Origin of the sequence: Kitasatospora sp. NPDC094016 (assembly GCF_040304045.1) — a bacterium.
GTDB lineage: Bacteria > Actinomycetota > Actinomycetes > Streptomycetales > Streptomycetaceae > Kitasatospora.
The window spans coordinates 34,644-54,719 of record NZ_JBEOUK010000022.1 but is presented as its reverse complement, the minus strand read 5'-3'; the positions used below and the strand labels follow the sequence as shown (position 1 = coordinate 54,719).

Below are 20,076 nucleotides of genomic sequence, written 5' to 3'. Positions count from 1 at the left end.
TGACGGAAAGCGACGGCCGTTTCCCAGGTGACGGCGCCACCGGAACGCCTCGGTACGAGCTTCGACGGCGCGGGGGGCCGGTCCGGTTGCGTCAATCGGGCGATCGATGCCGACCGCCGGTGGCGCCTCGCCGACCGTTCGAGCCCGGCTGCCATGCTGACCCGGTCACGGGTTCTATCACCCCACTTGTCCGACCGGATTTCCGCACGCCTGAACGCCTGCCGAACGCCTCATGAACGGAGTGACCATGGCCGCTCTCTCACGCCGCACCCTGCTGGCCGCCGGTGCGGCCTCCGCCGCCACCCTGGCGACCGGCTGCGGAAGCAACAGCGCCGACAAGCCGATGATCGGTTCGGCCGTTCCCCCCAGCAGCGCGGCCGTCGACCAGAGTCCCGACCCCACCGACGCCACCGAGCAGCAGGCCGTCCTGATCGGCGACGGCTCCACCTCCGACACCGGGGCCCAGCCCCACCAGCCCACCCCCGAGCGGCTCAAGGCCGGCGAACGGCCACCGCAGTTCGTGGTCTTCTCCTGGGACGGCGCCGGCGAACTCGACAACGGCCTGTTCGCCCGCTTCCGCCGGCTGGCGCAGGAGCACAACGCCTCGATGACCTTCTTCCTCAGCGGCCTCTACCTGCTGCCCGAGTCCAAGAAGGACCTCTACCGCCCCCCGCAGCACAAGGTCGGCGCCTCCGAGATCGGCTACCTCACCGACCAGCACATCCACGACACCCTGGAGAACGTGCACGCGGCCTGGCTGGAGGGCCACGAGATCGGCACCCACTTCAACGGCCACTTCTGCGGCGACACCGGCGTCGGCAGGTGGTCCCCGGAGGAGTGGGACAGCGAGATCCAGCAGGCCATGGACTTCGTGACGAACTGGCGCACCAACACCGGCTTCACCGACCTGCCGGCGCTGCCCTTCGACTACCGCAGGGAGCTGATCGGCAGCCGCACGCCCTGCCTGGAGGGCCAGCGCAACCTGCTGCCCACCGCGGTCAAGCGCGGCTGGCGCTACGACAGCAGCGGCAACGGCACCCAGGTGTGGCCGCAGAAGATCCAGGGCGGCGCGCTCTGGGACCTCCCGCTGCAGTCCATCCCCTTCCCCGGGCACACCTTCCAGGTGCTGTCGATGGACTACAACATCATGTACAACCAGTGCGGCCCCAACACCAAGGCCGATCCGGCGCTCTACCCGGGCTTCCAGGCCCAGGCCCGCGACTCCTACCTGCTGGGATTCGACCGCACCTACAACGGCAACCGGGCGCCGTACGTCATCGGCAACCACTTCGAGGAGTGGAACGGCGGCATCTACATGAACGCCGTCGAGGACGCGCTCCGGACGATCGCGGACAAGCCGGAGGTCCGGCTGGTCTCGTTCCGCCAACTGGTGGACTGGCTGGACGCCCAGGACCAGGCGGTCCTGCGCAAGCTCCAGGGCCTCGCCCCGGGCCAGGCGCCGACCGGCGGCTGGGAGGCCTTCCTCGGCACCCCCGGGGCACCGCCGGTGCCCTCCGCCGCCGCTGCCGGCTGACCCTCAGGACCTGGCCCGGACCCGGCCGGCGAGCAGCGCCCCCAGCAGCGCCACGCCGGCCATGGCCAGCAGGATCACCGCGAACGCCACGGGCGAGCCGGCGGCCCCGGATGAGGCGGTGGCCCCGGCGCCCTCGTGGGCGGCGGCGAGCGAGCCGCCGCCCAGCACCGCGAACATCACCCCCGCCAGGCCCGTCAGCAGGACGTTGCCCAGCGCGTCGCTCATCTGCAGGGCCGCCGAGTTCACCCCGGCGTCCTCCGGCGCGGAGAGCTTCATCATCAGCACGCTGACGCTCGCGACCGTCAGTCCCATCCCGATGCCGCCGACGCCCCAGGCCACCGCCGCCACCCAGGCCGGCACCGCCGGAACCAGCACCAGCGCGGCGCCCGCGATCGCCACCGCGGTCAGCACGAACCCGCCCCGGATCATCGCCTCGCGGTAGCGCTCGGCCCCCGGCCGCCCCTGCAGCCACGAGCCCAGCGCCCAGGTGAGCCCGCCGCTGGTCAGGGTGAGCCCCGACATCGTCGGCGAGAGGCCGCGCTCGGTGGTCATCATCAGCGGGACGAAGGCCTCGGCCCCGAGGAACGCCCCGGCCGCCAGTCCGCGCAGCAGGATCACCGCCGGCAGCCCCCGCCCGGCCCGCAGGGTCCGCTGGGGCAGCAGCCCCAGGACGGCCGGCACCAGCAGCGCCGCCCCGACGACCCCGGGGAGCAGCCCGATCAGGTCGTGCCGCCCGCCCGCGTACTGCAGCAGGCCGGCACCGAGCGCCGCCATCGCGGCCAGCAGGGTGCGCCGGCGGTCGAAGTCCGCGCCCCTGGCCACCGGGTGCTCCCGCTCGGAGCGGGCCAGCGCGGGGCCCATCACGGCCAGCGGCAGCAGGATCAGCACCGGCACGGCCAGGAACACCCAGCGCCAGCCGAGGTGCTGGGTGATCGCGCCGGAGACCAGCGGCCCGATGATCGAGGGCAGCACCCAGGCCGAGGAGAAGGCCGCGAACACCGCCGGCCGCAGCCGCTCCGGGAAGGCCCGGCCGACCACCACGTACAGCGCGACGATCACCAGCCCGCCGCCCAGGCCCTGGATCGCCCGCCCGGCCACGAACACCCACATGCCCGGCGCCGTCCCGGCCACCACCAGGCCCACACCGAACACCGCGATGCCGGTGAACAGCGGCTGCATCGGGCCGCGCCGGTCGCACCACTGTCCGGAGACGACCAGCGCGAACAGCGTGGTGGTGAAGTAGCCGGAGAAGGCGAAGGCGTACAGCCCGATGCCGTTCAGCTGGCGGGCCGCGGTCGGCATCGCGGTGTTGACGGCGGTCGCCTCGAAGGCGATCACCAGGACCACCGACACGATCCCCAGGGTCAGAGCGCGGTAGCGGCCGCTGAGGACCCCGCCACCGGGGTCGGGTTCGGAGGGTATCGAGGCGGAGTCGACCGAGGTGGGGGAGGCAGTGGTCATACGTAACATCGTAAGGGCCGTCTGCCTTCATGACCCCTGACCCGAGTCGGTGATCAGCTAGTCCGCAGGGCTTAGGACCAGGGTCAGGGGGAAGCTCAGGCGGCGGTCAGTGGAGCACCTTCAGGCCGACCACGCCGGAGACGATGAGCAACAGGCAGCCGATCCGGGCCGCCGTCACCGCGTCCCCCAGGACGGCCATGCCGTAGAGCGCGGTGCCGACCGCGCCGATGCCGACCCAGACCGCGTAGCCGGTACCGATCGGAATGGTGCGCATCGCGTACGCCAGGCCGCCCATGCTCAGCAGCAGGGCCACACCGAAGACGAGGCTGGGGGTGAGTCGGGAAAAGCCCTTGGACGACTCCAGGGCCACCGCCCACACGGTCTCCAGGACACCCGAGATGATCAGGACGAGCCATGCCATGACGGCCTACCTCCGCAGTCCACAGCGGCCGGATTGCCGCTGAACTGCGCCGTCTTGTCGTCACCGGGTACGACGCGCTCGTCCGGGGTGGCCGGGCACCGACCACCTGGTTCCGACCGTAGCACAAGCCGCCATGCAGAATTTACATTCCGCCGTTGACGGCCCCCGCGCATTCCGCCACTATGAATTCACTGGCCGTGTGCCCGAGTGGCTTAGGGAACCGTCTGCAAAGCGGTGTACACGGGTTCGATTCCCGTCATGGCCTCGCCGGAAATGGAATTGCCGGTCGACATTCCGTCGACCGGCAATTCCCGTTTCCGGTATTTCCGGGGCGGTCGGCCGAAGCCGCCGCCCCCCGCCGTCAGACCGCGACCGCGTCCTCCGGCCGGATCGGCAGCCGGCCGACCGGCAGCCCGGTGGCCGCCCGGACGGCGGCGGCCACGGCCGCCGGGGCGACCACCGCGGGGGCGGCGCTGACCGCCTTGGCCCCGAAGGTGGCGACCACATCCCGCTCCTCCAGCAGGGCGGCGATCCGCACCTGCGGGGTGTCCAGCGCGGTGGGCAGCCGGTAGCCGGTGAGCGAGGGGTTCAGCAGCACGCCGCCCTCCGTGCGCAGGTCCTCCAGCAGCGCCAGGCCGACTCCCTGGGCCACGCCCGCCTCGATCCGGTCCTCGATCTGCCGCGGGTTCAGCGCCCGGCCGACGTCCTGGGCGACCGTCATCTCGACCACCCGGACGGCGCCCAGCTCGATGTCCACGTCCACCACCGCGCGCATCGCGCAGAACGCGATCGACACGAAGGCGTCGCCCTGCCCGGACTCGTCCAGCGGCTCGGTGGGGTGCGGGCGGCACTGGGCCGTCGCCCAGAGCTCCTTGCCCTCCAACGCCTCGGCGACCGGCATGCCGAGCACCCCGTCGTACGAAGTGATCTTGCCGTCGGCGATCTGCAGCAGTTCCACCGACATCCCGAAGTTGGCGGCGATCGGCTGGAGCAGCTGGTGGCGGACCATCAGCGCGGCGCGCTCGACGGCGCCGCCGGAGACCCAGGTGTGCCGGCCGCGGGCGGAGGGACCGGCGATGGACTGGTCGCTGTCGGCCGGCGCGATGTACACCTCGCTGACGCCCAGCACGGTCTGCACGATCTGCCGGGCCAGCGTGGCGAAGCCCTGTCCGGAGTCGACGGCCGCGCAGATCACCGTGGCGTGGTCGCCGCTGACCCGCACGGTGGCGGTGGAGACCTCGTCCTCGCCCTCGGCGCCGAGCATGTGCACCATGCCGACGGCGTAGCCGATCCCGCGCCGCACCGCCGCCGGGTCACCGGCGCCACCGGGCCCGCCCGGCAGCAGCCACTCGGCGTCCGGGTCGTCCACCGGCAGGGCCGGCAGCGGCTCGGCCGCGACGGCCTCCAGCAGCGCGCCGACCGGCGCCGGGCAGGTGACGGCCTGTCCGGTGGGCATCGGGTCGCCGGTGGCCATCGCGTTGCGGCGGCGGATCTCCACCGGGTCCACGCCGATCCGGGCGGCCAGCTGGTCCAGCTGCGACTCGTAGGCGAAGCAGGCCTGCAACGCGCCCTCGCCGCGCATACGCCCGGCCGGCGGGTTGTTGGTGCGCACCGCCCAGGCGTCCACGAAGACGTTCGGGCAGACGTACGGGCCGACCGAGAACGCGGTGGCGGCGGCCAGCGCCTCGGCGGAGACGTCCGCGTACGCGCCGCCGTCCAGCAGGATCTGCGCCTCGACCTTCACCAGGGTGCCCTCGGCGTCGGCGTGGTGGCGGTAGCGCAGCAGCGCGGGGTGGCGCGAGGGGTGGGTGTGGAAGGACTCCTCGCGGGTGAGGGTCATCTTCACCGGGCGGCCGGTGCGCAGCGCCAGCAGCGCCAGGGTGACCTGGAAGGAGAGGTCCTCGCGGTCGGTGGTGGCCCCGGGCACGCCGGTGACCACCAGTCGGACCCGGTCGGGCTCCAGGCCGAGGCAGGCGGCGGTGCGGTCGCGGTCGCCGTGCGGGTCGGTGGAGGACAGGTGCAGTTCGACGCCGCCGTCCGGGCGCGGCACGGCCAGCCCGGCCTCGGCGCCGAGCGGGGCCGGGTCCTGACGGCCGACCTGGTAGAGGCCCTCGATGATGATCTCGCCGGCCGCGTCCGGGTCCCCGGTGCGCAGCGGCAGGTGGCGGAACAGGTTGCCGTCCGGGTGCAGCGACGGGGCGGTGAAGGCCTGCTCGGGGTCGGTGACGGCCTCCAGCGGCTCGTAGTCGACCGCGATCAGACCGACCGCCAGCCGGGCGGTGTCCGGGTGGTCGGCGGCCACCGCGGCGATCGGCTCGCCGTGGTGGCGCACCACGCCCGCGGCCAGCACCGGCCGGTCGGCGACGATCGGGCCGGCCGGGGCGCCGTCCGGGGTGCCGTCCGGGCCGGGCGGCAGGTCGGCGGCGGTGACCACGGCGTGCACGCCGGGCAGCGCGAGCGCGGCCGCGGTGTCGATGCCCCTGATCCGGGCGTGCGGGTGCGGCGAGCGCAGCACCGCGCCCCAGAGCAGCCCCTCGGCCCACAGGTCGGCCGCGTACGGGTAGATGCCGAGCGCCTTGGGCAACGCGTCGCTGCGCAGCGGTGAGCTGCCCAGGCCGAACGGCTCCGGTGCGCCGCCCTCGCCGCCGTCCTGCTGGAGTGCTGCGCCGATGTCGGTAGGCGACGTCATGATGCGTGGTCGTCCTCGGTGAGCCGGATGCCGTGGGCGGGGGTGGCGCCGTACGGGACGCCGGCCGGGGCGGTGCCGCCGGCCGGAGCGCCGTGCGGGGGCGTGGCGACGTACGGCGTGCCGTGCGGGGGCGTGCCGTCGAAGGCGGCCCCGGGCAGCGGCGTGCCGTGCGCGGGGGTGGGTTCGTAGACCGGGGCGTCGTACCCGGCGTCGTAGCCGTTGTGCTGCGGGTAGCCGCCGGGCACGTAGGTGCCGTGGGCGGGGGTGCCCTGGTACGGCTGCTCGGGGTAGCCCTGGGGCGGGTAGTACACCTGGTCGTCGGCGGTCTGGGCGGGGATGCCCTGGACCGGCGTCAGGACGGCGGTGTCGTACACGCCGGTGTCGTAGCCGCCCTGGCCGTCGCCGTACGGCTGGTCGGTGCCGGCCGGGGGCTGCTCGGCGGGCGGCTGCGGGACGTGCTCGATCCAGGCGTCGGCGTCGGCGTAGACCGGCGGTTCGGCGGCCGGCTCCGGTCCGGCGGCCGTTTCCCCATCCCTGGCGGGCTGTCCCGCGGGCTGTCCCGCGGCCGGGGCGGCGGTCTGGGCGGCGGCCGGAGAGGCCGCCTCCTCCGCCTCCTCGACGTCCTCGGCGCGCGCGTCGGCGATGCTCTGGACGGCGGCCAGCACGCCGCGGTAGCCGGTGCAGCGGCAGAGGTTGCCGCAGAGCGCCTGGCGGGCCTCGACCTCGGTCGGGCGGTGGTTGCGCTGGAGCAGGTCGTGCACCGCCATCGCCATGCCGGGGGTGCAGTAGCCGCACTGCACCGCGCCGGACTCGGCCAGCGCCTGCTGGACGTCGCTCGCGCCGCCGGCGGCCGACAGGCCCTCGACGGTGTTGATCTCGCTGTCGGCGGCCAGCGCGGCGGGCACCAGGCAGCCGGCCACCAGCTGGCCGTCCACCTGCACCGAGCAGGCCCCGCACTCGCCCTGCTCGCAGCCGTCCTTGGCGCCGGCCAGGCCGAGCCGCTCGCGCAGCACGTAGAGCAGGCTCTCGCCGATCCAGGCGTCGGTGACGGGCCGTTCGAAACCGTTGACCCGCAAGGTGTACGAGGCGCACGGGCGCAGCTCGCGGCTGACCTGCGGGGTGAGGCCGAGCGGGTCGGCGTCGAGGGTCTCGATGGGGTCTGTGGTCACTTCAGCGCCCTTCCCAGTGCCCGTCGGGCCAGCACCGATACGGTACGCCGCAGCCGAACGGCGGCCGCGCTCGGCCCCTCGGTCACGGCCTCCCAGGCGCCTTCGGCGCCGTAGCCGTCGGGGACGCAGGCGGTGGCCACGTACTCGCCGAAGGCGGCGGTCGCGGCCGGGTCGATCTCCCGGCTGCCGTCCCAGTCGATGCAGCCGGCGACCCAGGCCTCGGCCTCCAGCGGGCGCAGCGGCACCGGTGCGACGGCGCCGACCGCGCAGCGCACGGCGCGCCGGGCGGGGTCGAGGACCAGAGCGACGGAGGCGGTGGCACGGGCCGGGCCGCTGCGGCCGGTGGCCTTGAGGAAGACCTGCGGGGCGTGCAGCAGCGGGACGCGCACCCAGGTGAGGAGTTCGCCGGGGCGCACCGGGTCGAGGCCGGTGAGCAGGTGACTGACCGGCACCTCGCGGCTGGCGCCGGCCCGGGCGAGGGTGACGCTGGCCTCCAGGGCGGTGAGCACCGGGAGGGTGTCGCCGGCCGGGGCGGCGGTGACGATGTTGCCGCCGAGGGTGCCGACGTTGCGGACCTGCGGCGGGCCGGCGGTGCGCGCGGCGTCCGCGAGCGCGGGGATGAGCGCGGCGAAGTCGGGGCGGTCCATCCGGGCGTGGGTGAGTCCGGCGCCGAGGACGGCGGTGCCGCCGTCCTCGTAGCGCCAGCCGCGCAGTTCGGTGATCCGGCCGAGGCCGACCAGGGCGGCGGGGCGTAGCCGTCCGGCGTTGACGGCTTCCATCAGGTCGGTGGCTCCGGCCACCGGTACCGCGGCCGGGGTGGCGGCCAGCGCGTCGACGGCCTCGTCGAGGGAGGCCGGCAGCATGATCGTCCGGTTCACCTGGGTCCCACCGTGCTCCACTTGCTCATCGATCGGCTGCCGCCCGCGGCCTTCGGCCGTGGTGTCCGCGTCAGCAGCCCGGCCTGGCCCGTAGGGTACGGGCGATCGGGCCGGGTTGGGCAACTCTGGCACACAATGCTCGATGATCATTTCGGGGCAGGTGAACGGGACTGCCCGATTGGGACGGATACCGGGCGGTATCTGCCCCGGTCCGAACCGGACCAGGGCAGATGTTCATCTGTTCTTGACGTCAGATGACCACTCAGAAGTTCCCGCAGGGGCGAGTCCGTCGCGCTCAGCGCACCGGCGGCGGGCCCTCGATCGGTCGGCCGGCCACCCCGGGCCAGCGCTGCCAGGGGTGCGGGCCGTCCGCCGGGCGGTACTCCACGCCGAGCGCGTCCAGCACCTTCAGGTGCGTCTCCAGCCGGTCCTGGAAGCCGGCGTAGTCGCGCTCGGCCGGATCGGTGGGCAGGTCGGACCAGGCGACCTCGGCGAAGGCCACCAACCGGGGGAAGGCCCGGTAGTCGATGTCCCGGGCGCTGTCCATGAACTCGCTCCACAGGTTGGCCTGGGTGCCGATCACGTGCCGGGCGGCGGTCTCGTCCAGCTGCCCGGGCACCGGCTCGAAGCGGTACACGTCCTCCAGCGTGCGCACGAAGCCGACCGGGATCGGCTCGTCCGGGCCGTCGGCCTGCCGGTGGTCGAAGTAGACGTGCTGCTCGGGGCACATCACCACGTCGTGCCCGGCCTTGGCCGCGGCGATCCCGCCGCCGAACCCGCGCCAGGAGGAGACGGCGGCGCCCGGGGCGAGCCCGCCCTCCAGGATCTCGTCCCAGCCGATCAGCCGTCGGCCGCGCTCGGCCAGCCAGCGGTCGAAGTGCCGGATCACGAAGCTCTGCAGCTCGTCCTCGTTGGCCAGGCCGAGCTCGCGGATCCGTGCCTGGGCGGCCGCGCTGTCCTTCCACTGCTCCTTGGGGCACTCGTCGCCGCCGAGGTGGATGAACTCGGACGGGAAGAGTTCCAGGACCTCCTCCAGCACGCCCTCGAAGAAGCGCAGGGTGTCCTCGGAGGCGTTGAGCACGTTGTGGCTGACGCCCCAGTCCGTCCAGACGCCGAGCGCCGAGGTGTCCACCACGTCGGTGTTGCCCAGCTCGGGGTAGGCCGCGACGGCGGCCTGGGTGTGCCCGGGCAGGTCGACCTCCGGGACGACGGTGACGCCGCGCGCGGCCGCGTAGGCGACGATCTCGCGCAGGTCGTCCTGGGTGTAGTAGCCGCCGTGCGGGCGGTCGTCGCGGCGCTGGCCGGCCCGGTAGCCGACCATCGAGCGGTCCCGCCAGGCGCCGCGCTCGGTCAGGCCGGGGTAGCGCTTGATCTCCACCCGCCAGCCCTGGTCGTCGGTCAGGTGCAGGTGCAGCACGTTGAGCTTGTGCGCGGCCAGCAGGTCGACGAAGCGCAGCACGTCCGCCTTGGGCAGGAAGTGCCGGGCGACGTCGAGCAGCGCACCGCGCCAGCCGAACCGGGGGGCGTCCTCGATGTCCGCGCCGGGCAGCACCCAGCCGGTGCCGCGAAGCGGGGAACGGCGGAAGGCGTCCGGGCCGAGCAGCTGCCGCAGGGTCTGCGCGCCCCACAGCGCACCGGCCGGCCCGCCCGCGGCTATCAGGGCGTGGCCGGGGCGCACCGTGATCCGGTACGCCTCGGCGGCCAGCGCGTCGTCCTCGACCAGTTCGATGCCCGTGCCCGGCCGGCCCGGGCCGAGCGGCAGCCCGGTGGCCGAGGACAGCGCGGTGCGCAGCCACCGCTCGGCGTCGGCCAGCCCGGGCGGGGCGGTCAGCGTGGTGGCGTCGTCGAGGGGGAAGTCCTCGTCCGGGCGGCGGACGGCACTCGAAGGCACGGGAATGAGGTCCATTCCGACATCCTGCCCCCGCCCCGGACGACTGGCATAGACCACTTCGGAAACGCGGCACTATGCAAAACGGCGCTGTGCACAACGGCGACACCGTGCACAACGGCACCGGGCACCGGCCCGCGGCGGTCGGTGCTACTTGCCGCCGTTGTTGTCGTCGCCGCCCTGCGGCTTGCCGATGCCGTCGTAGATCTCCTTGCACATCGGGCAGACCGGGTACTTCTTCGGGTCGCGCCCGGGCACCCAGACCTTGCCGCAGAGCGCCACCACGGGCGAGCCGGAGAGCGCGCTCTCCATGATCTTGTCCTTCTGGACGTAGTGCGCGAAGCGCTCGTGGTCGCCGTCCCCGTGGGACACCTGGGGGACGGGCTCGACCAGGGTGCCGGTGCCGAGGCCGCGCTCGGGCTCAAGAGTGCTCATAGGTGCCAAGTCTATGGGCGCCCCGCGAAACCCGGCCAGTATCGCGACGGCGGCCCGTACGTCAGTTCAGTGTCGGGTCGTCCGGATAGGTCGCGAGCAGCGCCAGCGGGCCGCGCTGGCGGCGCAGCACCGAGCGCCACAGCCGCTCCGGTTCCGGGCTGGAGATGTCCCCCGGCTCGCAGTCCACCAGGTACCAGGCGCCGCTCCCCAGCTCCGTCTCCAGCTGGCCCGGCGACCAGCCGGCGTACCCGGCGAAGATCCGCAGCGCGCCCAGCTCGCCGGCCAGCACCTCGGGCGGCGCCTCCAGGTCCACCAGGCCGATCGCGCCGTGCACCCGCCGCCAGCCGAGCGGCTCGCCGGTGCCCGGCTCCCCCGGCGCCACGGCCAGGCCGAGCGCCGAGTCCAGCGCCACCGGTCCGCCCTGGAACACCACGGCGGGCTGCCCGACCAGCCGGCCCCAGCCGTCCAGCACGCTGCCCACCTCGACCGGCGTCGGCCGGTTGAGGACCACGCCGAGCGCCCCCTCGACGTCGTGGTCGAGGAGCAGCACCACCGCCCGGGCGAAGTTCGGGTCGGTGAGCAGGGGCGTCGCGACGAGCAGACGGCCGGTGTGGGACCGTCCTGCGTGCGAGTGGGCCGCCGTCATGCCCACATGATCCCGCAGAACGGCCGGGGTCGGACACCTCAACGATCGAAACCCCGCCACGCCGGACAAACACCCGAACGGCCCCTCCGGCGGGCGGGAGCGAGCCCGGAGAGAGGACCATCACGGGAGAGGCTCACGGGAACCATCGGCACGCCCACTACCATCTACGGATGGTGGACGCCCTTTACGGTGCCGACTCGGTTTCGCCGGGGGCCCGAGCGCGCCCGTACCAACCGGTCCACCACCGGCTCTCTACCGGAGCCTTCCCACCCCTCTGGCACCCCGGATTGCGAGAACGATGACCGACGACGTCCTGCTGGTCCACGGCGGAAACCCGCTCGAAGGCGAGATCCGCGTCCGCGGTGCGAAGAACCTGGTGCCCAAGGCCATGGTCGCCGCCCTCCTCGGCCAGGGCCCCAGCAGACTGCGCAACGTCCCGGACATCCGCGACGTCAAGGTGGTCCGCGGACTGCTCCAGCTGCACGGGGTCACCGTGCGGACCGGCGACGAGGACGGCGAGCTGATCCTCGACCCGTCGCACGTGGAAAGTGCGAACGTCGCCGACATCGACGCGCACGCGGGCTCCTCGCGGATCCCGATCCTGTTCTGCGGCCCGCTGCTGCACCGCCTCGGCCACGCCTTCATCCCGGGCCTGGGCGGCTGCGACATCGGCGGACGCCCGGTCGACTTCCACTTCGAGGTGCTGCGCCAGTTCGGCGCCACCATCGAGAAGCACCCCCAGGGCACCTACCTGGTCGCCCAGCAGCGCCTGCGCGGCACCAAGATCGAGCTGCCCTACCCCTCGGTCGGCGCGACCGAGCAGGTGCTGCTCACCGCCGTCCTCGCCGAGGGCGTCACCGAGCTGCGCAACGCGGCCATCGAGCCGGAGATCGTCGACCTGATCTGCGTGCTGCAGAAGATGGGCGCGATCATCACCCTGGGCACCGACCGGACCATCCTGATCACCGGCGTCGACGAGCTGGGCGGCTACACCCACCGCGCGCTGCCGGACCGCCTGGAGGCCGCCTCCTGGGCCTGCGCGGCGCTGGCCACCAAGGGCGACATCTACGTCCGCGGCGCCCGCCAGCTGGAGATGATGACCTTCCTGAACACCTTCCGGAAGGTCGGCGGCGCCTTCGAGGTGGAGGACGAGGGCATCCGCTTCTGGCACCCGGGCGGCGAGCTCAAGGCGATCGCCCTGGAGACCGACGTGCACCCGGGCTTCCAGACCGACTGGCAGCAGCCGCTGGTCGTCGCCCTGACCCAGGCCACCGGCCTGTCCATCGTCCACGAGACGGTGTACGAGTCGCGGCTCGGATTCACCGGCGCGCTCAACCAGATGGGTGCACACATCCAGCTGTACCGCGAGTGCCTGGGCGCCACCCCGTGCCGCTTCGGCGCGCGCAACTTCCTGCACTCGGCGGTCGTCTCCGGCCCGTCCAAGCTGATGGGCGCCGAGCTGGTCATCCCCGACCTGCGCGGCGGCTTCTCGTACCTGATCGCGGCGCTGGCGGCCGAGGGCACCTCGACCGTGCACGGCATCGACCTGATCAACCGCGGCTACGAGAACTTCATGGACAAGCTGCGCGACCTGGGCGCGCACGTCGAGCTGCCGTCCGAGCAGCTGGTCGACGCCTGATCCGCAGGGCCTGCGGGCCTACGGGACCGTAAGCCCGCAGGCCCGTAGGCCCGCAGGCCACGACGAGAGGCCGGGCTCCCCCGAAGGGGAGCCCGGCCTCTCGGGCGTTCAAGGGGTGGTTCAGGCGCCCTTGGCGGCTTCCTTCAGCTTGGAGCCGGCGCTCACCTTGGCGCTGTAGCCGGCCGCGATCTGGATCGGCTCACCGGTCTGCGGGTTGCGGGCGGTGCGGGCGGCGCGGTGGGTGCGCTCGAAGGTCAGGAAACCGGGGATGGTGACCTTCTCGTCGCCCTTGGCGACGACCTCGCCGACGATCTCGGCGAAGGCGGCCAGAACGGCGTCGGCGTCCTTGCGGGTCACCTCGGCGCGCTCGGACAGCGCGGCCACCAGCTCACTGCGGTTCATGTGTACTCCTGTGGTCTGTTCGCTTGCGGTGTGCGGGGGCCCATCGGTACTCCCACCGGGGGGCACCCGGATAGGCCGCAGGTCCGCACACTGTGCTCATGCAGGCAATGCGTGGTCGCAGGCCGGGTCCGTACCCGATGCCGCGCGCCGGTGCCGTCGAAGGCCCGTCCGCCTGCCTGGATACGAATCCTGCCCCGACCGGCCCCGAGAAAGCCAATCGGGCCCCGGCCACGACACCCGAACGAACCCCGCCCGTTGGAGGTGTGACGCTCCGTCGGCTCCGGCGGACCGGGCCAGGGCGGCGGTCGGGACGACGCGCCGGAAGACCAGGGGGACGTTCCGTACTTGTCGGACACGCCTGCCCCGTGCAGGGCTACCGTACGCCCTAGGCACGACAAGCCCAAACACGCCCCTCGCCCTTGTGTCGCAAGGGTTCGGGGCGAGCTCGGGCACGCGGGGCCGCTATTCGGACATTTGACCGATCAGCGACACGTCGGCCGCCTCACCGGTCAGAGCTTGACGGTGGGGAAGGAGGAGGCGTCGAGCGTGCCGACGATGCCCGGGGTCGGACGGGCCGGTTCCGTGCTCTCCTGGACGCCCGCCAGCGCCGCCTCGCGCACCGCCGAGGCGACCGTCTTGGCGACGTCCTTGTGGAAGACGCTCGGGATGATGTAGTTGGCGTTCAGCTCGTCGGCGGCGACGGTGGTGGCCAGCGCCCGGGCGGCGGCGATCATCATCTCGGTGTTGACGGTGCGGCTCTGGGCGTCCAGGAGGCCGCGGAAGACACCCGGGAAGACCAGCACGTTGTTGATCTGGTTGGGGAAGTCGCTGCGGCCGGTGGCGACCACCGCGGCGGTCTGCCGGGCGATGGCCGGGTCGACCTCCGGGTCCGGGTTGGCCAGCGCGAAGACGATCGAGTCCTCGGCCATGGTGGCCAGGTCGTCGCCGTCCAGGACGTTCGGGGCCGAGACGCCGATGAAGACGTCGGCGTCCGCCACGGCCTCCTTGAGGCTGCCGGTGCGGCCCGAGCGGTTGGTGTGCTCGGCGATCCAGCGCAGGCTGTCGTTGAGGTCCTCCCGGCCCTGGTGGACCACACCGCGCACGTCCGCCACGGTGGCGTGCTCGACACCGGCCGCCAGCAGCAGCTTGAGGATCGCGGTACCGGCGGCGCCGGCGCCCGACATCACCACCCGGATGTCGCCGATCTCCTTGCCGACCACCTTCAGCGCGTTGGTGAGGGCGGCCAGCACCACGATCGCGGTGCCGTGCTGGTCGTCGTGGAAGACCGGGATGTCCAGGGCCTCGCGCAGCCGGGCCTCGATCTCGAAGCAGCGCGGCGCGGAGATGTCCTCCAGGTTGATGCCCGCGAAGCCGGGGGCGATCGCCTTGACGATGGCCACGATCTCGTCGGTGTCCTGGGTGTCCAGGCAGATCGGCCAGGCGTCGATCCCGGCGAAGCGCTTGAACAGGGCCGCCTTGCCCTCCATGACCGGCAGCGCGGCGGCCGGGCCGATGTTGCCCAGGCCCAGCACCGCCGAGCCGTCGGTGACCACGGCGACGCTGTTGCGCTTGATGGTGAGGCGGCGGGCGTCCTCGGGGTTCTCGGCGATCGCCATGCAGACCCGGGCGACGCCCGGGGTGTAGATCATGCTGAGGTCGTCACGGTTGCGGATCGGGAGCTTGGACGACATCTCGATCTTGCCGCCGAGGTGCATCAGGAAGGTACGGTCCGAGACCTTGCCGATCGACACGCCGTCGATCGCCCGCAGCTTCTCGACGATCTCCTCGCCGTGCGCGACCGAGGAGGCCGCCACCGTGACGTCGATCCGCAGCGCCTCCAGGCCGGAGGCGGTGACGTCGAGACCGGTCACCGAACCGCCGGAGGACTCCACGGCCGTGGTGATCGCACTGACGGCGTTGCCCCGGGCCGGGACCTCCAGCCGCACCGTGATCGAGTTGGAGACACTGGGCACCGTCGCCATCGACGCTTCCTTCTTCCGTCCGTGCGGCAGGTTCAACATTTTGTTGAAGGCATCGCCTGCGCATGCTAGACCTCGATCGTCGCACCTTCCAAGGGGTAGCCAGAAATAACGTTCATTGAGTGTGCGGACCCGACAACTTCTTGCCTCTCCGGGCCGATGCGTTACATTGGACGGGACACCGGCTCGATCCAAGCCCCCGGGCCCAACCTTCGTCCCTTCGAGGGACCACTTGCCGCGAGGCGAGCATGGCGGGTCGGTGTCACTAACGTCTGAAGGCCCCTCACCATCCGGTGAGGGGCCTTCTTCGTCCGGCGGACCGGCCGTCAGCCGTGCAGCAGCGCGGGCACGCCGGCCGCGTCCGGGAGGTCGTCCGGACCGGACAGCACGGTCAGCCGCTGGGTCGCCCGGGTGAGCGCCACGTACAGCACCCGCAGGCCGGCCTCCGACTCGCCGGCGATGCCGGTCGGGTCGGCCACCACGGTCGCGTCGTACTCCAGGCCCTTCGCCTCCAGGCTGCCCAGCACCACCGCCCGCTCGCCCAGGCCCTCGGCCCAGCCGGCCGCCTCGGCCCGGCGGTCCATCGGCACCACGATCGCCACGGTGCCGTCCACCTCGGACAGCAGCCGCTCCAGCTCCGCCCGGGCCGCCGCGCCGAAGGCCTCCGGGGCGGGATCCACGACGGCCGCGAAGCGCGGCTCGACGCCGACCCGGCGCACCGCGGTCGGCGACGGGGTGCCCGGCGCGGCGAGCGCCAGCACCTTGGCCGCGACCTCGGCGATCTCCGCCGGGTTGCGGTAGTTGACGGTCAGCGTGAAGCGGCGGCGCGGCTTGCCGGACAGCACCTCGTCCAGCGCGGCCTGCGCCTCCTGCGGGAACGGCCAGGAGGACTGCGCCGGGTCGCCGACGATCGTCCAGGTCGCCATCCGGGCCCGGCGGCCGATCATCCGCCACTGCATCGGGGTGAGGTCCTGCGCCTCGTCCACGATCACGTGCGCGTACTCGGTGCGCTCGACGGGGACGCGCTCGCGCTGGCGGGAGCTGCGGTCAGCGAAGGTGGTGACCTCCTCCAGCCCGCTCAGCAGGTCCACCGCGTCCACCTCGCGCACCTTCGGCCGGGCCGCCTCGCCGAGCAGCACCTGGAGCTCGTCCACCAGCGCGACGTCGTGCGCGGACAGCGCGCCCTCGCCGACCGGGGACAGCTGGCGCCAGGACGCCGCCAGCAGCCTCGCCTCGTCCGGGGAGACGGCACGGCGGGCGATCCGGTTGATGTGCCGGTGCTGCTTGAGCGTGCCGAGCACCCGGCGCGGGGTCACGGCGGGCCACCAGGCGTCCAGGAAGTCCAGGAACGACGCCTCGTCCGAGACGTACTCGTCGAAGGACTCCTTCTCCTCCTGGCGCTGCTCGCGGGCGTAGTGGTCGGTCGGCTTCGGCAGATGCCGGGTGACCTCCTGCCACAGGGCGTCCAGCAGCAGGCGGCGGGCACGCGGGCGCAGCAGGTTCAGCGGGGTGCCACCGGAGCCGATCACGTTGCCGCGCACGGCCTTGAGCCGGCCCGCGTCCAGCTTGAGCACCTCGCCGCGGGCGACCACCTTCAGCTCCTGCGGCGCGCCCAGCTCCAGGGCGGCCCGGGCGGCCCGGCGCAGCAGCTGCACCATCCGGCCCGAGCCCTTGACCCGGGCCGCCTCCGGACTGTCGTAGGTGCCCGCCTCGATGCCGTCCACCAGCGAGCCGACCGCGCGGATGGCGACCTGCCCCTCCTCACCGAGCGAGGGCAGCACGCCCTCGGTGTAGGAGACCAGCAGCGGGGTCGGCGAGACCACCAGGATGCCCCCGGCGTAGCGGCGGCGGTCCTGGTACAGCAGGTACGCGGCGCGGTGCAGGGCGACGGCGGTCTTGCCGGTGCCCGGGCCGCCGGTGACGAGCGTGGCGCCGGCGGCGGCCGCCCGGATCACCTCGTCCTGCTCCTTCTGGATGGAGGAGACGATGTCGCGCATCGAGTGGCTGCGGGCGCGGCCGAGCGAGGCCATCAGTGCGCCGTCGCCGACCACCGCCAGCTCCCGGCCGTTCAGGGTCGGGGTGAGGTCGGGACGCAGCAGGTCGTCCTCGACGCCGATCACCCTGCGCCCCTTGGACCGGATCACCCGGCGGCGGACCACCCGGCCCGGCTCGACCGGGGTGGCGCGGTAGAACGGCGCGGCGGCGGGCGCCCGCCAGTCGATCACCAGCGGACCGTACTCGGCGTCCAGCACGCCGAGACGGCCGATGTGCAGCGTCTCGGCGACGGCCGGGTCGGCCGGGTCGAGCGGCGTGTCGGAGGGGATGCCGTGTTCCTCCGGGGCGTCCGCCCGCTGGAGGTCGATCCGGCCGAACAGGAAGTCCTCGAACTCGTTGTTCAGGCGCTGGAGGTGGGCGCCGGCCCGGTAGACCTGGGCGTCGCGCTCGGCGAGCGCGCCGGGGGTGCCGACGTGGACCCGCTTGGCGGCGTCCTCCAGGATGTACTCGGCCTCGGCGAGCTTCTCCTCCAGCCGGCGGTAGACGGTGTCGAGGTGCTGCTGCTCACCGGCGATCTCGCGCTCGCGTACGGTCTCGCGGTCGGTGGCGGCGGTGGTGTCAGTGTTGCTCTGCATGGCCTCGGTGGTAGCGGCGGAATCCGGCTCCGGAAAACGAGCGGACGGATGATCCTACGCCCCAACCGGGGTAAACGTGAAGGCCGCCCACCGCAAAGCGGTGGACGGCCTTCACTGTCAACATGGGGTGGTGGAGATGCCGGGAATCGAACCCGGGTCCAGTGGAGTTAATTCAGGGCTTCTCCGAGCGCAGTCCGCTGTGATTTTCTCGGCCCTGGCAGTCACACGGACAAGCCGCCAACAGGCCCAGCTGCTGTTTGATTTCCCATCCACCCTCGCAGCCCGGGCGGACGGTTGAGTTCCCTAGATTATGCCAGGGTCCGGGTCGGGAACTCCCCGGTCTGACACCCAAGCGCTATCGGTGCTTATTAGGCAGCGAGAGCGAACTGCTGGGAATCGCGCTTAGAGTTGGCGATTATTTTTTTGCGACACGTGGTTAACGAGATCATTGCCGCGTTCCTCGGCTCGCTTCCCCTGTTTCAACATCCCCTGTCGAAACCGATCATCCCCATGTTTTGTTGAGAAACAGCCGGACGGTGACCGTCCGTGTTGCTGCCGCCATAGTACGCGAGGCGGCGGGTGAGGGTCCAGCGGATTAACGCTGGCGCCGCCGGGCGGCCGCCACCGCACGGGCCGTCTCGCGGGTGTCCTGCTTCTCGCGCAGCGTCTGCCGCTTGTCGTACAGCTTCTTGCCGACCGCGAGCGCCAGTTCGAGCTTCACCCGGCCGTCCTTGAAGTACAGCGAGAGCGGGACGAGCGTGTGGCCCGCGTCGCGGACCGTGCTCTCGATCTTGCGGATCTCCAGCCGGTGCAGCAGCAGCTTGCGCTTGCGCCGGGCCGCGTGGTTGGTCCACGTCCCCTGGGTGTACTCGGGGATGAACACGTTGTCGATCCAGGCCTCGTGGTTCTGGATGTAGGCGTAGCCGTCGACCAGGTTGGCCCGCCCCTCGCGCAGTGACTTCACCTCCGTACCGGTGAGCACGAGGCCGCACTCGTAGGTGTCGAGGATCGTGTACTCATGTCGCGCCTTCTTGTTCTGCGCGATCAGCTTCTGTCCGGTTTCCTTTGCCATAGCGCGGCCATTCTCGCACTTCGGCCGGTTCGGGGCAGCCCCTTTAGGCCCGGGTGCCGAGCCCGGCCAGCACCCGCAGGGCGAGCGCGTCGGCGTCCTCGCCGGCCGCCGCCGGAACGTCCGGGGTCAGGCCGGTGCCCTCCGGGGAGCGGCCGGCCGGGGTGTAGTAGCGGCCGACGGTCAGCTCCAGCACGGCGCCGTCGGCGAGCCGGCTGGGCTGCTGGACGGTGCCCTTGCCGAAGGTCCGGGAGCCCACCACCACGGCACGGCTGCGGTCCTGGAGCGCGCCGGTGAGCAGTTCGGCGGCGCTCATCGTGCCGCCGTCGACCAGCACCACCAGCGGGGTGCGCTGGTCGCCCCCGGGCGGGGCGGTCAACTCCCGGGTCTCGCCGCGCTCCTGGTACGAGCCGACCGCTCCGCCGTCCAGGAAGATCCCGGCGGTGCCGGCGGCCTCCTCGACCAACCCGCCCGAGTTGCCGCGCAGATCGAGCACCACACCGGCGTGCGGGGCGCGCAGCGCGGCGCGCACCTGATCGGTCACGCCGCTGGTGAAGGCCCGCACGGCGATCCGCAGCGCGCCCTTCTCCAGTTGCTCGGCGGTGACCTGCCGGCTGTCCAGCAGGGCTCGCCGCAGCCGCAGTTCGCGGACCTCGCCGGCACCGCGCCGCACCGCGAGGGTGACCTCGGAGCCCACCCCGCGCTCGCCGTCGCGCCCGCGCAGCCGGGCCACCACCTCGGTGACCGGCAGGTGGTCGGCCTGGTCCTGGTCGATCCGCAGCAGCCGGTCGCCCACCTCGATCCCGGCCGTGGCGGCGGGCCCCGCGGGCGCGACCTGGGAGATCGCGGTGACGCCGTCCTCGCCGCGGCCCACCGAGAGCCCGACACCCAGGTAGCGGCCGTCCAGTCCCCGGCTGAACGCGGCGTACTCCTGGGCGCTGTAGTAGGCGCCCCAGCGGTCGCCGTTGGCCCCGAGCAGGTGCTCGGCCTGCTGCTCGGACAGGGCGGTGCCGGCCGGGTCCGCCGGGAGGCCCGGGGCCGTGCCCGCGACCGGGGCGGCGCCGGCGGCCGGGTGCCGCGGCGGGTCGCCCCAGGCGCCGGTGGCGGCCCCGGCGATCAGCACGACGCCGAACACCAGGCTGAGGGTGGCCACCTGACGTGCCCTGCGCGGAGTTTCCAGCATGGCATCGGAGTGTAGACACCGCGTCGGGCGCGACGGGCCACAACGGCGGGCGA

Annotated in this window: 14 protein-coding genes, 1 tRNA gene, 1 other RNA gene, 1 pseudogene and 1 riboswitch; of the genes and pseudogenes, 3 read left to right on the top strand and 14 right to left on the bottom strand. The window is 72.8% G+C overall.

Features of this window, described 5'->3' with window-relative positions:
- The first annotated feature begins 247 nt into the window (after positions 1-247).
- Positions 248-1,534, top strand: coding sequence for a polysaccharide deacetylase family protein (locus ABT015_RS20915; protein ID WP_350881130.1), 1,287 nt, complete (start codon positions 248-250; stop codon positions 1,532-1,534).
- Positions 1,535-1,537: 3 nt separating this feature from the next.
- Here the strand turns inward: ABT015_RS20915 and ABT015_RS20910 are convergent, their stop codons facing one another.
- Together ABT015_RS20910 and ABT015_RS20905 are read right to left on the bottom strand one after the other, a co-directional pair.
- The gene (locus tag ABT015_RS20910) at positions 1,538-2,995 is read right to left on the bottom strand and encodes an MFS transporter (RefSeq protein ID WP_350881128.1); all 1,458 of its coding nucleotides are present in this window, start codon (positions 2,993-2,995) and stop codon (positions 1,538-1,540) included.
- 106 nt (positions 2,996-3,101) lie between these two features.
- Positions 3,102-3,416 carry a DMT family transporter gene (locus ABT015_RS20905; RefSeq protein ID WP_350881126.1) on the bottom strand — a complete coding sequence of 105 codons (315 nt, stop codon included), beginning with the start codon at positions 3,414-3,416 and terminating at the stop codon, positions 3,102-3,104.
- A 43-nt stretch (positions 3,417-3,459) separates the two neighbouring features.
- Positions 3,460-3,525, bottom strand: a riboswitch (guanidine-III (ykkC-III) riboswitch).
- Positions 3,526-3,609: 84 nt separating this feature from the next.
- Here ABT015_RS20905 and ABT015_RS20900 point away from each other — a divergent pair.
- A tRNA-Cys gene (locus ABT015_RS20900) sits at positions 3,610-3,681 on the top strand.
- Positions 3,682-3,777: 96 nt separating this feature from the next.
- On the opposite strand, the gene ABT015_RS20895 is transcribed toward ABT015_RS20900, so the two are convergent.
- From ABT015_RS20895 to ABT015_RS20870, 6 genes and pseudogenes are all read right to left on the bottom strand, one after another.
- Positions 3,778-6,105, bottom strand: coding sequence for a xanthine dehydrogenase family protein molybdopterin-binding subunit (locus ABT015_RS20895; protein ID WP_079135849.1), 2,328 nt, complete (start codon positions 6,103-6,105; stop codon positions 3,778-3,780).
- A gap of 649 nt (positions 6,106-6,754) precedes the next feature.
- Positions 6,755-7,199: pseudogene (locus ABT015_RS20890) on the bottom strand ((2Fe-2S)-binding protein); the annotation flags it as partial.
- A 71-nt stretch (positions 7,200-7,270) separates the two neighbouring features.
- Positions 7,271-8,137: an FAD binding domain-containing protein gene (locus ABT015_RS20885; RefSeq protein WP_350881261.1), complete on the bottom strand. Its 867-nt coding sequence runs from the start codon at positions 8,135-8,137 to the stop codon at positions 7,271-7,273.
- 310 nt (positions 8,138-8,447) lie between these two features.
- A complete protein-coding gene (locus tag ABT015_RS20880; protein WP_350881124.1) occupies positions 8,448-10,058 on the bottom strand; it encodes a beta-N-acetylhexosaminidase in 1,611 nt (536 codons plus the stop codon).
- 132 nt (positions 10,059-10,190) lie between these two features.
- Positions 10,191-10,475, bottom strand: a complete 285-nt coding sequence (locus ABT015_RS20875) for a DUF3039 domain-containing protein (RefSeq protein ID WP_063349181.1) — start codon at positions 10,473-10,475, stop codon at positions 10,191-10,193.
- Between the two features lie 61 nt (positions 10,476-10,536).
- Positions 10,537-11,121, bottom strand: a complete 585-nt coding sequence (locus ABT015_RS20870; RefSeq protein WP_063349180.1) for a YqgE/AlgH family protein — start codon at positions 11,119-11,121, stop codon at positions 10,537-10,539.
- A 298-nt stretch (positions 11,122-11,419) separates the two neighbouring features.
- Between ABT015_RS20870 and murA the strand changes: the two genes are divergently transcribed.
- Entirely contained in the window at positions 11,420-12,760 is a 1,341-nt protein-coding gene (gene murA, locus ABT015_RS20865) for a UDP-N-acetylglucosamine 1-carboxyvinyltransferase (RefSeq protein WP_350881121.1), read from the top strand.
- A gap of 120 nt (positions 12,761-12,880) precedes the next feature.
- Here the strand turns inward: murA and ABT015_RS20860 are convergent, their stop codons facing one another.
- From ABT015_RS20860 to ABT015_RS20835, 6 genes are all read right to left on the bottom strand, one after another.
- Positions 12,881-13,162 carry an HU family DNA-binding protein gene (locus tag ABT015_RS20860; protein ID WP_030059737.1) on the bottom strand — a complete coding sequence of 94 codons (282 nt, stop codon included), beginning with the start codon at positions 13,160-13,162 and terminating at the stop codon, positions 12,881-12,883.
- A gap of 509 nt (positions 13,163-13,671) precedes the next feature.
- Positions 13,672-15,144: an NAD-dependent malic enzyme gene (locus ABT015_RS20855; RefSeq protein WP_350881119.1), complete on the bottom strand. Its 1,473-nt coding sequence runs from the start codon at positions 15,142-15,144 to the stop codon at positions 13,672-13,674.
- A 323-nt stretch (positions 15,145-15,467) separates the two neighbouring features.
- On the bottom strand, positions 15,468-17,771 hold the full coding sequence (locus ABT015_RS20850) for a HelD family protein (RefSeq protein ID WP_350881117.1): 2,304 nt from the start codon (positions 17,769-17,771) through the stop codon (positions 15,468-15,470).
- A gap of 128 nt (positions 17,772-17,899) precedes the next feature.
- Positions 17,900-18,281: a transfer-messenger RNA gene (gene ssrA / locus ABT015_RS20845) on the bottom strand.
- A gap of 85 nt (positions 18,282-18,366) precedes the next feature.
- Positions 18,367-18,843: an SsrA-binding protein SmpB gene (smpB, locus tag ABT015_RS20840; protein ID WP_350881115.1), complete on the bottom strand. Its 477-nt coding sequence runs from the start codon at positions 18,841-18,843 to the stop codon at positions 18,367-18,369.
- A 43-nt stretch (positions 18,844-18,886) separates the two neighbouring features.
- Entirely contained in the window at positions 18,887-20,023 is a 1,137-nt protein-coding gene (locus ABT015_RS20835; RefSeq protein WP_350881113.1) for a S41 family peptidase, read from the bottom strand.
- Between the last annotated feature and the right edge of the window lie 53 nt (positions 20,024-20,076).

Excerpts from the sequence above, each read along its gene's own strand:
- ABT015_RS20855 (WP_350881119.1), bottom strand. The coding sequence starts at position 15,144 with ATGGCGACGGTGCCCAGTGTCTCCAACTCGATCACGGTGCGGCTGGAG.
- ABT015_RS20850 (WP_350881117.1), bottom strand. The coding sequence starts at position 17,771 with ATGCAGAGCAACACTGACACCACCGCCGCCACCGACCGCGAGACCGTA.
- ABT015_RS20915 (WP_350881130.1), top strand. The coding sequence starts at position 248 with ATGGCCGCTCTCTCACGCCGCACCCTGCTGGCCGCCGGTGCGGCCTCC.
- ABT015_RS20860 (WP_030059737.1), bottom strand. The coding sequence starts at position 13,162 with ATGAACCGCAGTGAGCTGGTGGCCGCGCTGTCCGAGCGCGCCGAGGTG.
- ABT015_RS20895 (WP_079135849.1), bottom strand. The coding sequence starts at position 6,105 with ATGACGTCGCCTACCGACATCGGCGCAGCACTCCAGCAGGACGGCGGC.
- murA (WP_350881121.1), top strand. The coding sequence starts at position 11,420 with ATGACCGACGACGTCCTGCTGGTCCACGGCGGAAACCCGCTCGAAGGC.
- ABT015_RS20870 (WP_063349180.1), bottom strand. The coding sequence starts at position 11,121 with ATGACGGCGGCCCACTCGCACGCAGGACGGTCCCACACCGGCCGTCTG.
- ABT015_RS20905 (WP_350881126.1), bottom strand. The coding sequence starts at position 3,416 with ATGGCATGGCTCGTCCTGATCATCTCGGGTGTCCTGGAGACCGTGTGG.
- ABT015_RS20885 (WP_350881261.1), bottom strand. The coding sequence starts at position 8,137 with ATGCTGCCGGCCTCCCTCGACGAGGCCGTCGACGCGCTGGCCGCCACC.
- ABT015_RS20875 (WP_063349181.1), bottom strand. The coding sequence starts at position 10,475 with ATGAGCACTCTTGAGCCCGAGCGCGGCCTCGGCACCGGCACCCTGGTC.
- ABT015_RS20910 (WP_350881128.1), bottom strand. The coding sequence starts at position 2,995 with ATGACCACTGCCTCCCCCACCTCGGTCGACTCCGCCTCGATACCCTCC.
- ABT015_RS20880 (WP_350881124.1), bottom strand. The coding sequence starts at position 10,058 with ATGGACCTCATTCCCGTGCCTTCGAGTGCCGTCCGCCGCCCGGACGAG.
- ABT015_RS20835 (WP_350881113.1), bottom strand. The coding sequence starts at position 20,023 with ATGCTGGAAACTCCGCGCAGGGCACGTCAGGTGGCCACCCTCAGCCTG.
- smpB (WP_350881115.1), bottom strand. The coding sequence starts at position 18,843 with ATGGCAAAGGAAACCGGACAGAAGCTGATCGCGCAGAACAAGAAGGCG.